A 13,808-nucleotide genomic window follows, 5' to 3' on the forward strand; every position below is an offset into this window, starting at 1 on the left:
TGTAAAACCATAATTTTCTTGCTAAGATAGTTTTGATCTTTTTACTTATATAAGGGCAAGAGGTGCAATGATTTGAGAGTACATGTCACGGACCTGATACCCGGTGATCAAATGCAGGATGATGCTTACAACACAAACGGCGTTCATGTTCTACAAAAAGGAGCAACCCTTCGGTTAGAGGATATATCCAAGCTATTGCAGCACGGTATCGATTACATAGAAATAAACCCACGCGCACTGTCCGTATCCCTCGATTCATCATCTGAAATTTCAGATTCATACAACAAGGTTAAACCCCATTTCAATCTTGCATTTGACGGGTGCTCCACCTTATTTACCGAAGCGTCACAAACCGGTAAATTCAATGAGTCCGTTGTGGACGATGTTTTCAAACCCTTAGTCGGCTCTCTGAATGAGCATACGGACGTGGTCTCCTTGCTTCTGCTTTTTAATGGTAAAGACGATTATACCTACAGGCACTCCATTCAAGTAGGAATGTTATCGTACTATATCGCGGATTGGATGGGTTACTCCGACAAGGAAGCTTATGAAATCGGCAAAGCGGGCTATCTCCATGATATCGGCAAAAGCAAAATTCCAAGGAATATACTGGACAAGCCAGGGAAGCTGACTTCTGAAGAATATGAGGAAGTGAAGCTGCATACCATCTATGGATACGAGATGATCTCCGAATCCATGGAAGATAAGATTACCGCTATGGTCGCACTCCAGCACCATGAACGGGATGATGCTTCCGGCTATCCACGAGCGCTCCGTGCAGACCAGATTCATCCATACTCTCATATTTGCGCTGTAGCCGATGTATATAGCGCGATGACAACGAACCGGGTCTATCAATCCAAGCAGCAGCTGTTAACCGTACTTCGGGAGCTGTATCGTCTTAGTTTCGGTAAACTGAACGGCAAGCCGACGCATGCTTTCATCCAGCAGATGCTGCCGAACTTTATCGGTAAAAAGGTTCTGCTGACGACCGGCGAATCCGGCAATATCGTCATGAACAATCCTTCGGATTACTTCCGTCCGCTCGTGAAAACTGAGGATCGATTCATCGACCTCTCCAAGGAATATAATACCGAGATCCAAGAGATTCTTCTGTAACCGGCGTTTTCGCCTAAGGCCCCTTATAAATAGCCCATATAACCGTCAGGCTAGTATGCTGGCGGTTTTTTCGCGCGCTTTTGTGACATTCCTCACATCCCCTCACTCTTGATTTCTGACAAAATAAAAGGCTTGTCCTTTCGAGACGGCTCGGGCAACCATAAAAGTCACAATGAAATCTACATAGCGCAAACAATCCGAACATAAAAAAGGGGCAAAGTGAAGGGTCCGTTATGTACTGGGCAAGATTAAGCGGTTTTTCCGGAGATATGGATAAGATCCTCGCTACCTTATCCGGCCACTGGATTAATCCGTGCTCCTCCAGGTATTGTAAGCTCCTCAGTATGCCCGCCCTATTGTGCCCAGTCATGGTCTCCAACTGCTTAACGGCTCAATCTTATAATCAGTTCTTGACATAAAAAGTAAGTAGCGTAGGGGATGGAATCGATCGCACTCCCTAAAATGGACATTGGATAAACCTCCGGGTTAATCCGATTGAAATTTTGGGGGGTGCCATTTTTTCTTGGTCTTAAAGGACACATTATTTTTTTTGGGCGAAAGCACCAAATGATTTAAAAGGCTTGAAAAAGTGACACACGTGTCGTATATTCTACTAAGTAATAAAGTGACACACGTGTCACTCGCTACTTATTAGTAATTCCAGGAGGTACATTTTTATATGGGGTCAAAAGCTGTTGAGAAAAGAAATTATATTTTAGCAAAGGCTATACATGTTTTTATCCGGGAGGGCTATACCTCTGTGACCATGAAAGACATTGTTGAGGAATGTGGTATAAGCCGGGGAGGTTTATACAAATATTTTAGCTCCACTAAAGAAATTTTTGAGGGGATTTTATCGTCCCAGAAAAGCGCAGATAATTCTTATTTTTATGAAAGCATGAAAAATAAAAAAAATGCCGTAACCATTTTAACTGAATTTTTGCAGCAGCAGAAAGAGGAGTTATTAAACATTGATAGCACTATTAGGTTAGCCATTTATGAGTTTTTCTTATCTCAAAAAGATAATTCGTTCGAGGGGATTTTAGAGCAGTACTTTAATGATGCTGTTGCTATGATTTCGAAAACACTGTCCTATGGAATTGAGCGAAAAGAAATAATGCCTCTAGATACAGATGGAATGGCAAGGCAAATTGTGATTTTACTTGAAGGGTTAACGATTATGGCTTTGAGCATGTCTGTTTCACCAACACTGATAGACGAGCAGATAGACATGATGATAAAAAGAATAGTTTCAACTTGAGAATGGAGGACAATTATGAAGCCGATTATTAGGGCAGAAAAAATAATAAAAAAATTTAACAATAACGAAACGGTTTTACAAGGAATAGACCTGTCCATCTCCTCTAATTCGTTCACTGTTATTTTAGGTCAAAGTGGTTCTGGAAAGTCTACATTACTTAATGTTTTATCTGGTCTATTACATCCGACTTCTGGCAAAGTTTTTTATAATGATATTGATATCACCAAACTAAGCAAAAGAGAACTATCAAATTTAAAGCGCAATGAACTTAGTATTATTTTTCAAAATTATTTATTGCTTGCAGATTTAACCGCAGAAGAAAATATTAAAATTGGCATGTCTCCTCAAAAAGTAGATCTATCGTATAACGAAACAACAAAAATATTAGGAATTGAGGACATTCTATCTAAATTCCCATCCCAATTATCAGGAGGTCAGCAACAGCGCGTTGCCATTGCAAGAGCGATTATAAAAAAACCTCATGTTTTATTTTGCGATGAAGCTACAGGCTCACTTGATGAAGAAAATAGTAAAATAGTTGTCGCCCTTTTACATGAATTCAAAAAGAGATATGGTGTAACCGTTATTTTTACTACTCACAATTTAAAAATTGCAGAAACGGCAGATCGAGTCATTACGGTGAAAGATGGTGCTGTTTATAAAGATATATGGAATGAAACCCCTTTATCTGCAAATGAAATAGATTGGGAGATCAATTAAATGAAATATTTATTTAAACAGTCATTTACAAGCTTATTAAAAACGAAAAGCAATATTGTCATCCTTTTTGCATTGGTAACATTGACGTCTTTTATGTATTTTTTTGTCCAATTCTCAGTGGATGAAAATATGAGTACATTAAAATCAATGATTCAATCAGGCCAGACTTTAACGGATAATCAAGAAAAATTTCTTACAGCATTACAATCCAATACCATTCTTGCGCGTAGTTTTTTAATTATTTTAACTCTGATAACTGGATTTATTTTCTACATGTTCTATAAACGATATTTTACTCTTCATAAAAAGGAAATCGGATGTTTTAAGGCTTTAGGCTATACCGATCAAACGATATGTTTTCTATTCATCTCATTTACCTTTCTAATTTCTTTCGTAGGCTCATTGTTAGGAATGATACTAGGATGGTTCGGTTCTGATCTATTACTAACTGCCAGCATTGAAGCTTATTCTGTTGAAAATGTGAAAAAAGGTATTCATCTCTCTAGTTCCCTGTTGGGCGTTTTATTAGTAGTTATTGTCTTGTGCATTATTACATTTTGGGCTTGCAACCAGTTTTATAATGAAGAAACAGCATTACTTCTCAATGGTTCAGACAAGCAAAAAGAAAATCACTTGGCTGAAAAACTCGCAAATATTGTGCCAAAACGTTATAAATTGTCTGTCAGGATAGCAATGAGAAAACCAATAACCATTTTATTAACAGTTATTACTGTAGGAATAGTTACAACTTTGTTTGTCATAAGTATTTCTTTAAATTTAAGTAGTAAAAAAGTATATACATCCCAAACAGAAGGACATAGATATAGCTTTGACACAAAACACGACGAGTATCAGACAGACGATGAAAGTAATCATGAAGTTAGTTATTATTTACGAACACCTATCGCCATAGAAATTGAACCTAAACAAGAAGTTATTCAACAGATCGTTGGAATGAATGGACCTGCCCATCTGCTTGAACTAAAAAATGAACAAGGGATATCATTGACAATTCCAACAGATAATCAAGTTCTAATTAATCCGGCACTCAAGGAACTGTATGGATTCCACAAAGGGGACAAAATTACTTTTACGATTTCTGGACAAAGGCAATCGGCAACCATATTAGATATAGCTGAAAATGCAGAGACGAATTCGATTTATATCTCTAAAAAGCAAGTGGCCGAGTGGTTAGGTGTTCCGAAAAACGTTCATACAGGCGTTTTGAGTACGGAGCCTTTAATTATGCACAGTGGAAAGACCATCACGATGACAGACAGATTGATAGAATTGGATAAAAATGCGGTATCTAACCGCATGAGTGGGGTCATTAATCAAGTATTGGGATGTATAATTGGCTGCCTTTTAATTTATTTGGTGTTATTACTCAATTTTCAAGAAAAAATAAAAGATATATTAGTATTAGATTTATTAGGATACCAAACAAAGCAAATTAATAAAATGTTAATCAATATTTATAGACCTATTTTGTGCTTCTCATTTATCGTGACACTTTTTCCGAGTATCTGGATAAGCCAATTAATACAAAAGGGACTATCTATACAAACTGGTGACTATATGCCTTTTCAAACAAATACGATTACTATATTAATAATTTTGTTAATATTAAATGTAATTTATACGTGTGTACAGATGATTTTTAATTTCAAAATAAAAAAAATTATAAATCAAGAACAGATAACAGATTATTTTTAACTTATTGTATAAAAACTAAAAACTACAGCGTACACATATCTAGATATAACTAAAAAAATTGAAGAAGACGAACTTAAAAAGTTCGCCTCCTACACTAAAAGATAAAACTGTCGGTACAAAATCGGCACAACCTAATTTTTGACGATTCCATACCACCATAAAAACCTTGCTGCAACAAGGGTTTTATGTCATTAGCCGATACTGCCTTCCATTTCGAACTTGATGAGTCGATTCATCTCAACGGCATACTCCATCGGAAGTTCTTTGGTGAATGGCTCGATGAAGCCCATAACGATCATTTGCGTAGCTTCAGACTCGCTAAGGCCACGACTCATGAGGTAGAACAATTGTTCCTCGGACACCTTGGATACGGTCGCTTCATGCTCTAGCGTAATGTTGTCATTCTTGATCTCGTTATAAGGAATCGTATCAGACGTCGATTCATTATCGAGGATGAGTGTATCACACTGGATGTTGGCTTTCGCGCCTTCTGCATTGCGACCGAAGGAAGCCAGTCCACGGTACGTTACTTTACCGCCATGCTTACTAATGGACTTGGATACGATCGTAGAAGTCGTGTCCGGTGCCAAGTGAATCATTTTGGCTCCTGCATCCTGATGCTGGCCTTTGCCTGCTACAGCGATGGACAATACCATCCCTTTTGCACCGCGACCCTTCAGGATAACGGCAGGATACTTCATTGTCAGCTTGGAACCGATGTTGCCGTCCACCCATTCCATCGTTGCATTCTCTTCAGCAACGGCACGCTTGGTCACGAGGTTGTAGATGTTCGGCGCCCAGTTCTGAATGGTTGTATAACGAACGCGCGCATTCTTTTTACAGATGATCTCGACCACCGCACTGTGAAGCGAGTTCGTGCTGTAGATTGGCGCTGTACATCCTTCTACGTAGTGCACGAAGCTGTCTTCGTCCGCAATGATCAGCGTACGTTCGAATTGGCCCATGTTCTCGGAGTTGATCCGGAAATACGCTTGCAGCGGAATTTCACATTTCACGCCTTTTGGAACATAGATGAAGCTTCCGCCAGACCATACGGCACTGTTCAGCGCAGCGAATTTGTTATCCGTTGGAGGCACTACTGTTGCAAAGTACTCTCTCAAGATCTCAGGATGCTCTCTGAGAGCTGTATCGGTATCCATGAAGATAACGCCTTGATCCTCAAGATCCTTTTGCATGTTATGGTAAACAACTTCAGATTCGTACTGTGCGGATACACCCGCAAGGAACTTCTGCTCTGCTTCCGGAATACCCAATTTATCAAAGGTTTCCTTGATCTCGGTAGGAACTTCCTCCCAAGTCTTGCCTTGCTTGTCGGAAGGTCTTACATAGTACTGGATATCGTTGAAATCCAGCTCGTCGAGATCGCCGCCCCAGCGAGGCATTGGCATTTTCTCGAACTGCTCCAGTGATTTCAAACGAAATTCCAGCATCCATTCCGGCTCGTTCTTGATTTTGGAAATTTCCGTTACGACTTCACGCGTCAAACCTTTGCCGGTTTGAAAAATAGCTTTGTGCTCATCACGGAAACCATATTTATACTCTCCAATTTCTGGTGCCTTTTTAGCCATTTAACTTACCTCCCTATCGATCTATTGATTCACTTACTTCGCGTCTATTCCTTTTCGGAGTGCGTTCCACGCAAGGGTTGCACATTTAATGCGTGCAGGAAACTTGTTAACACCGGATAGGGCTTCAATATCCTCGTACTCGTCAAAATCTACAGCCTCGCCTTTCATAAGGGAGGAGAACCGATCCGCCAGACTGATCGCTTCATCCAGCGTTCTGCCTTTTACAGCGTCCGTCATCATCGAAGCGGAAGACATGCTGATGGAGCAGCCTTCCCCTGTATATTTGGCATCGGCTACTACGCCGTTCTCTACCTTAAGCTGCAAGGAAATGCGATCTCCGCAAGTCGGATTGTTCAAATCGATGGTTACCGCATCGTCTTCAAACTTGCCGCGATTGCGGGGGTTCTTATAATGATCCATGATGACACGTCTGTACAAATCGTCAAGTTGCATCGCCAAAATACTCCTTTGTCTGGATTAAGGCGCTAACTAATCGATCAACGTCCTCTTCTGTATTATACAGATAAAAGCTCGCGCGTGCCGTAGAGGATACTTTTAACCAACGCATAAGCGGTTGACAGCAATGATGTCCTGCACGAATCGCAATCCCCTGTGCATCCAGCACGGTTGCCACGTCATGCGGGTGAACGTCGCCAAGGTTAAATGTAACGAGGCCTACTTTACGCTCACGGGGACCGTAAATGGAAATGCCTTCGATCTCGGAGAGGCGGTTCATGGCGTAAGCCGCAAGCTGCGATTCATGCTGCTCGATGGCATCCATTCCGATTTCCTCCAGGAAATCGATGGCAGCGCCCAAACCGACAGCCCCTGCAATGATAGGCGTCCCTCCCTCAAACTTCCAAGGGAGCTCCTTCCAGTTCGACTCGTACAATCCAACATCATTGATCATTTCTCCGCCGAATTCGATCGGCTCCATTGATTCCAGCAGCGCCTTCTTGCCGTATAATGCGCCGATACCTGTTGGAGCACACATCTTATGGCCGGACAAAGCGTAGAAATCGCAATCCAGGTCCTGGACGTCCACTTTCATATGCGGTGTGCTTTGCGCACCGTCCACCACAATGATGGCACCGTGGCGGTGCGCGATTTCCGCCATTTGTTTCACGGGATGTACAACGCCCATCACGTTGGATACGTAAGCGATGGCTACAACCTTGGTCCGTTCGGTAACGAGTGCCTCTACATCTTCGACACGGATCGTGCCGTCAGGCTGCAGAGGAATATATTTCAGCGTAGCGCCAACGGCGATAGCCGCCTGCTGCCACGGTATGAGATTACTGTGATGCTCCATTTCCGTCAGGACAATTTCATCCCCAGGACCGCACACAGAGCGCGCGTAGGACGAAGCTACCAGATTCAGGGCCGTCGTCGTACCGCGGGTGAAAATAATTTGCTCCGAACTCTCGGCATTAATAAAACGGGCAACCTTCTCCCTGGCTCCTTCATAAGCATCAGTAGCACGGCTGCCGAGTGTATGAACCCCGCGGTGTACATTGGAGTTCTCCCACTCGTAGTACCGCTTGATAGCATCTATGACCACCTGCGGCTTTTGCGATGTCGCGGCATTGTCGAGATATACCAGCGGATGTCCGTTGATCTCCTGATGAAGAATGGGAAATTGCTCACGGACAGAGGCGATCATTGTCCCAGCTTCCTTTCAACGAGCCCCTGCAGTTGGTCGCGAAGTCCCTCAAGCGGAATTTCGCTGACTACCGGAGCCAGGAAGCCGTATATAATCAAGGATTCTGCCACGGTACGCGAAATACCACGGGACATCAGGTAGTAAATTTGCTCCTGGTTCACTTGTCCTACGGACGCTGCGTGTCCAGCTGTTACATCATCCTCGTCAATCAACAGAATCGGGTTCGCGTCGCCGCGAGCTTTCGGGCTGAGCATCAGCACGCGCTCGGTCTGTTGTCCGTCCGCCTTCGTTGCACCCTTCTCGATCTTGGTAATTCCGTTGATGATGGCTTGTGCCTCTTCGCGCATAACCGCACGGGTAATCATCTGGGATTCGGAGCTCTTGCCATAATGCTTCGCTCGCGTGGTGTAGTTGAGCTTCTGGGATCCGGAACCTACCGCGATGACTTTTGCATCGGATGTCGAGCCGTTGCCCTTTAGGATACTCATGGTATCGCTAGCTGTATCGCCATTGTTCATTTCACCAACGATCCACTCGATCGAAGCGTCATTGTCCAGCATCGCACGACGGAATGTAACATCGGTTACTTCCCCAGCCAATTGGTGAACGGAAGCATAACGCACCTTTGCGCCGTTTTTGGCGAATACTTCCACCGCTCCGTTATGGGTCACCGGTGCTGCCAGAGAATCCGATACGTAGTTGTCTACATAAGTGATCTGACTGTTCGCTTCAGCTACGATCAGCACATGCGGAGCAAATGTTGCTTCGGCATCATCCGTCAGCATCACCGCCTGCAGAGGTACATCGACCTCGACATTCTTAGGAACATAGAGGAACACCCCGCCGTTCCATACGGCAGCATGCAGAGCGCCCATCGAATGCTCGTCATTCTTAAGCGCTTGATGCAGATAAGGTTTAACCAAATCCGCGTGTTCTTTAACCGCTGTTTCCAAATCGGTGAAAATTACGCCTTTGGCGGAAAGTTCCGGAGCCAAGCTTACATATACGGTTCCCGAGTTGCGTTGAATAACCAAGCCGCCTTCTCTTGAACCTTCGACAAGTTTGGCTACCTGTTCAGGCAATTCGTCAAGGGAAGCAAGTTTGTTGCTCTCTTTATATTCACCATAGCTTTGGATGTTCCAGCGCTCGATGCGTTGTTTCTCCAGCTTGGGCAGTTCCAACTGGCCAGCCAGTTCCAGGGAAGCCAAACGGCTGTCTGTCAGCCAGGCCGGTTCCTGTTTACTTTCGGACAATGCCTTCAGAGCCTCAGCGTTGACCGGAAGAATGGTTTGTGTAGTCATATCGTTTCCTCCTCCCGTCTATTTACGCGTCTTGACCTACAGTTTCATCAGTAATGCCCAGCTCTTCCTTAATCCAGTCATAACCTTCTGCCTCCAGGCGCTGTGCCAGTTCAGGGCCGCCGGATTTTACGATACGTCCTTGCATCATCACGTGAACGTAATCTGGAGTGATATAGTTAAGCAAACGTTGATAGTGGGTAATAATCAAGAAACCGCGTTCTTCGGATTTCATGGCATTTACACCGTTCGCCACAATTCTCAAAGCATCGATATCAAGACCGGAGTCGATTTCGTCAAGCACGACGATTTTCGGATCCAGCATCATCATTTGCAGGATTTCGTTACGTTTCTTCTCACCACCGGAGAAACCTTCGTTCAGGTAACGGTGAGCGAACTCAGGATTCATCTCGAGCTCCTTCATTTTGCCTTCCATTTGACGAATGAACTTGATCAGGGAAATCTCATTGCCTTCACCGCGGCGTGCGTTGATGGAACTGCGCAGGAAATCGGAGTTCGTAACGCCGGCGATTTCGCTTGGATATTGCATGGCCAGGAACAAACCTGCGAGGGCGCGCTCGTCAACTTCCATCTCCAGCACGTCTTCATCGTTAAGGAATACTTTACCTTCTGTAACTTCATATTTAGGATGCCCCATCAACGCGGAAGCCAAAGTACTTTTGCCTGTACCGTTTGGTCCCATGATGGCATGAACTTCTCCGCCCTTCATCTCAAGGTTGATCCCTTTAAGGATCTCCTTGCCTTCGATTGTTGCTTTCAATCCTTCAATGACAAACTTGGTTGACATATTAGATTCCCTCCGTTGAATAGGTAGTGTATTGTTGTCCTATATGATAACAGGATTGGACGCCCTGATTTCATAAAACAAAAAATAATTCTTTATTTATAATCATTCTAAACTGATTATCAATGATTCTCAAGCCATTTTATAATAAAATATGACGTATTTCAACCGGACAAGCGTTTTACAGACAACATTCAGACAACCGTAACAATTAAAAAAACAGGCATGACCGATAGACCGGCCAAGCCTGTTTCGTTCGCCCTGTTCCCCTTCCTATTTGCTAATGCTCCTGAGAATCATTACGGCATCCGGCACCGGCGTTTATCGCGCGTTGACAGACGGTGCTCAGGTCAACATCACGAGATAAGGCACACGGCACAGTAACCGGGAACCTTAGCTCTTGCAAATACAAGGGAAGAATAGGCATCATTCTGTTGTATTCACGCTTTATCCAAGGAACGAACGCAGCATCCACATATGCTTCTCAAGATCAGCCTTAAACCCGGTGAACATGTCCGCTGTTGGCGCATCTCCGGCTTCCTCAGCCATTTCGATACCTTCCGCCAGCTCCTCAGATACGGTTGCAAAGTCCTCAATCAAAGCTTGTACCATGCCGCGGGTATCCTCGTTGCCCGAAGCCTCCTGGACTGTCGCAAGTTCCAAATATTCTTTCATCGTTGCAGCAGGTTTGCCTTTAATCGAGAGCAAGCGCTCCGCAACCTCATCCATTTTAAGTGTAACTTCGTCATACAGTTCTTCGAATTTAACATGAAGGGAGTAGAATTGCTCTCCGGTTACATACCAGTGATAATTGTGGAGTTTGACATAGAGCACGTTGAAGTTCGCAACCTGCTGATTCAACAATTGCTCCAGACTTGCGTTCTTCGTTTTTCCTGCAGCTTTGCCAGATGTAGTTTTTGCCATGGTTAATCCCTTCCTTTTCTATATGAAATGCACCCTGTACTGCGTCAAAGGAACATTCGGCAGAGCGGTGTATACCCATTGTAACTGGTACCATCTGCTAATGCCATTCCTTCCTTAATATATGAGTACATCCTGTGCTGGGGCGTCTATTTATAGTTTACCCTTAGGACTACAAAGCGAATCAATTTCGCAAACCTTTCGTCTTGCCAAAAAATTATACAAAATTCGCGAAAAAACGTTATACTAGGTAATACCAAGCAAAAAAGTTGGCTTTGTTTTCTTCTATTATATTTGGGGGTGACCATCCATGTCTGCATATCATCCGCTGAACGCGGAAGAAGCTATACAATTAGCTAAAAGTATACCGGGCCGGTTCCCGGACCATGCCCAGCTCGAATGCCGCGAAATCGGCGACGGCAATCTCAATCTGGTGTTTCATGTCACCGCCAAAAATACAACTGATAGTATCATTATCAAGCAAGCTGTTCCTTATGCAAAAGTTGTAGGCGAATCCTGGCCGCTGTCTCTCGACCGGGCCCGCATCGAACGTCTGGCGCTGGAGACAGAGTACTCCATTTGCCCCGACCTCGTGCCCAAAGTATACGGTTATTCGGATGAGCTCGCCTACACGGTAATGGAAGACCTGAGCGAGTATACCATCATGCGCAAAGGCCTGATCGAAGGCAATGCCTATCCGAAGTTCGCAGAGCATATTGGCCGCTTCATGGCCAGAACCCTGTTCTACACGTCGGATCTCGGGATGAACCAACAGAAGAAGAAGGAACTTGCCGGCCGCTTTGTCAATCCGGATTTATGCAAAATTACCGAAGATTTAATCTTCGAAGATCCATACCGCGAATCCACCAATAACAATTATGCGCAGAGCATCGCCGATGAAGCCGAAGCCCTCCGTGCCGACCTGCCGCTTCACTTTGAAGTCGCGCTGCTGCGGGAGAAGTTTCTGACTCACGCACAGGCCCTGCTGCACGGGGATCTGCATACAGGCAGCATCTTCGTCACGCCGGAATCGACCAAGGTCATCGACCCGGAATTCGCTTATTTCGGCCCGATGGGATTCGATATCGGTGCGGTCATCGGCAATCTGCTGCTCAACTATGCGGCGCAGCCGGGCTGGTGTCAGGACGAGCATACGATGACTGCCCGGGAAGCCAAACTCCTCGAGATGGCAAGCGACGTGTGGACCCACTTCGAGAACAACTTCCGCATGCTGTGGAACGATGATCTCTTGGACGAAATGTCCCGGACACCAGGTTATCAGGACCATTATGTATCACAGATTTTGAAGGACACCGCAGGATTCGCAGGCTGCAAAATGATCCGGCGCATCGTCGGATTGTCCCATGTTGCGGACATTGACACCATAGCCGATGATAAAGCCAGAGAAGCTGCGCAGCGCAAAGCGCTTGCTATCGGCAAAAATCTCGTGCGTCATCATCGCAGCATCAAGTCCTTTGAGGACATTTTAACTTTGATCACACAAGCAACTACAGGAAATGAGGTATCGATATGAGCGGTATGACTACCGGCAATGCCAGCACCTATGAACCGCTAAGCTCGGTTTATTGGGGGGGAGACCATCTGGTCCTACTGGACCAGCGATTACTCCCGGAAGAGATTGTCTATCTCCAGCTCTTCACACCGGAGGAAGTCTGGGAAGGCATTCACTCCATGAAAGTCCGCGGCGCGCCGGCTATCGGCATCGCGGCAGCATTCGGCGCGGTCCTTGGCGGCATGCAGGTTGAAGCCAACGATAACGAGGGATGGCTGCAGCAAGTCGTAAAAACTTGCGCTTATCTCGCCACTTCCAGACCGACGGCCGTCAATCTGTTCTGGGCGCTGGACCGTATCAAGCTTGCGGCTGAGAAGCTGGCAGAATCGAAACTGGATACGGCCGGACTGAATGCATCGCTGCTCGCCGAAGCCGAGGCCATTCGGGCCGAGGACGAGGATGTATGCCGCCGCATCGGCGAAAACGCGCTGCCGTTCTTCAAAGAGGGTATGGGTGTGCTTACCCACTGCAACGCGGGCGGACTGGCGACTGCCAAGTACGGGACCGCACTGGCACCGATGTATCTCGCTCATGAGCAAGGGATGAACATCAAGGTGTTCGCGGATGAGACAAGACCTGTCCTGCAAGGCGCGCGTTTAACTGCTTTTGAACTCCAGCAGGCGGGGATCGACGTGACACTGCTGGCGGATAACATGGCCGCCATGGTCATGTCCAAAGGCTGGATACAAGCGGTGATCGTCGGTACGGATCGCGTTGCCGCAAACGGCGATGTCGCCAATAAGATCGGAACGTATGGAGTAGCGGTCCTTGCTAAAGCTCACGGCATTCCTTTCTACGTGGCGTGCCCGCTGTCGACGATTGATCTGAATACGAAGACAGGCGCCGATATTCCGATTGAGGAGCGGCCAGCGGAAGAGATCACGGAAGGTTTCGGCAAGCGCACAGCGCCGCAAGGCGTAAAAGTGTACAACCCTGCCTTCGACATTACGCCGAATGAGTATGTGACAGCAATCATTACGGAAAAAGGCGTCGTGCAGGCTCCTTATCATGAGAGCTTAAAAAGCTTGTTCGAATAGCCGCTGTATCCGAATGTTTTATGGCATCATAAAACGGACAAACGGCCCTCCAGCCGTATTGTCCGTTTTTTTTTGCGGTTTGCATGTTAGTGCATTTAAAGTTGAT

The 13,808-nt window shown here is 45.3% G+C and carries 12 protein-coding genes; 6 read left to right on the top strand and 6 right to left on the bottom strand.

The genetic code is table 11. The features are described from left to right. Nucleotides 1–72 precede the first annotated feature (72 nt). From CRG97_RS25270 to CRG97_RS25285, 4 genes are all read left to right on the top strand, one after another. Nucleotides 73–1,119 (top strand): HD-GYP domain-containing protein, encoded by a 1,047-nt coding sequence (locus tag CRG97_RS25270; RefSeq protein WP_098748440.1) that lies wholly within the window; start codon nucleotides 73–75, stop codon nucleotides 1,117–1,119. Nucleotides 1,120–1,798: 679 nt separating this feature from the next. Further along, nucleotides 1,799–2,380 carry a TetR/AcrR family transcriptional regulator gene (locus CRG97_RS25275; RefSeq protein ID WP_098748441.1) on the top strand — a complete coding sequence of 194 codons (582 nt, stop codon included), beginning with the start codon at nucleotides 1,799–1,801 and terminating at the stop codon, nucleotides 2,378–2,380. Nucleotides 2,381–2,395: 15 nt separating this feature from the next. Then, nucleotides 2,396–3,100 carry an ABC transporter ATP-binding protein gene (locus CRG97_RS25280; protein ID WP_098748442.1) on the top strand — a complete coding sequence of 235 codons (705 nt, stop codon included), beginning with the start codon at nucleotides 2,396–2,398 and terminating at the stop codon, nucleotides 3,098–3,100. Further along, nucleotides 3,101–4,816, top strand: a complete 1,716-nt coding sequence (locus tag CRG97_RS25285) for an ABC transporter permease (RefSeq protein ID WP_098748443.1) — start codon at nucleotides 3,101–3,103, stop codon at nucleotides 4,814–4,816. Nucleotides 4,817–5,007: 191 nt separating this feature from the next. Here CRG97_RS25285 and sufB read toward each other — a convergent pair whose 3' ends face one another. The 6 genes from sufB to CRG97_RS25320 form a co-directional block, all read right to left on the bottom strand. Beyond that, a complete protein-coding gene (gene sufB / locus CRG97_RS25295; protein WP_076324367.1) occupies nucleotides 5,008–6,405 on the bottom strand; it encodes a Fe-S cluster assembly protein SufB in 1,398 nt (465 codons plus the stop codon). A 33-nt stretch (nucleotides 6,406–6,438) separates the two neighbouring features. After that, a complete protein-coding gene (sufU, locus tag CRG97_RS25300; protein ID WP_098748444.1) occupies nucleotides 6,439–6,858 on the bottom strand; it encodes a Fe-S cluster assembly sulfur transfer protein SufU in 420 nt (139 codons plus the stop codon). Next, on the bottom strand, nucleotides 6,848–8,068 hold the full coding sequence (locus CRG97_RS25305; protein ID WP_098748445.1) for a cysteine desulfurase: 1,221 nt from the start codon (nucleotides 8,066–8,068) through the stop codon (nucleotides 6,848–6,850). Before CRG97_RS25305 ends, sufU begins: the two co-directional genes overlap by 11 nt. Beyond that, nucleotides 8,065–9,369 (bottom strand): Fe-S cluster assembly protein SufD, encoded by a 1,305-nt coding sequence (gene sufD, locus CRG97_RS25310; protein ID WP_098748446.1) that lies wholly within the window; start codon nucleotides 9,367–9,369, stop codon nucleotides 8,065–8,067. Before sufD ends, CRG97_RS25305 begins: the two co-directional genes overlap by 4 nt. Before the next feature lie 22 nt (nucleotides 9,370–9,391). Beyond that, nucleotides 9,392–10,174 carry a Fe-S cluster assembly ATPase SufC gene (gene sufC, locus CRG97_RS25315; protein ID WP_076324371.1) on the bottom strand — a complete coding sequence of 261 codons (783 nt, stop codon included), beginning with the start codon at nucleotides 10,172–10,174 and terminating at the stop codon, nucleotides 9,392–9,394. A 444-nt stretch (nucleotides 10,175–10,618) separates the two neighbouring features. Continuing rightward, nucleotides 10,619–11,095 carry a Dps family protein gene (locus tag CRG97_RS25320; RefSeq protein WP_076324372.1) on the bottom strand — a complete coding sequence of 159 codons (477 nt, stop codon included), beginning with the start codon at nucleotides 11,093–11,095 and terminating at the stop codon, nucleotides 10,619–10,621. A gap of 307 nt (nucleotides 11,096–11,402) precedes the next feature. Here CRG97_RS25320 and mtnK point away from each other — a divergent pair, with 307 nt between their 5' ends. Both mtnK and mtnA read left to right on the top strand, forming a co-directional pair. Continuing rightward, nucleotides 11,403–12,626 carry an S-methyl-5-thioribose kinase gene (mtnK, locus tag CRG97_RS25325; protein ID WP_098748447.1) on the top strand — a complete coding sequence of 408 codons (1,224 nt, stop codon included), beginning with the start codon at nucleotides 11,403–11,405 and terminating at the stop codon, nucleotides 12,624–12,626. Further along, nucleotides 12,623–13,702, top strand: a complete 1,080-nt coding sequence (mtnA, locus tag CRG97_RS25330) for an S-methyl-5-thioribose-1-phosphate isomerase (protein WP_098748448.1) — start codon at nucleotides 12,623–12,625, stop codon at nucleotides 13,700–13,702. Before mtnK ends, mtnA begins: the two co-directional genes overlap by 4 nt. The last annotated feature ends 106 nt before the right edge of the window (nucleotides 13,703–13,808 follow it).

It is taken from the genome of Paenibacillus sp. EZ-K15 (assembly GCF_002573715.1).
In the GTDB taxonomy this organism is placed as follows: Bacteria; Bacillota; Bacilli; order Paenibacillales; family Paenibacillaceae; genus Paenibacillus_AQ.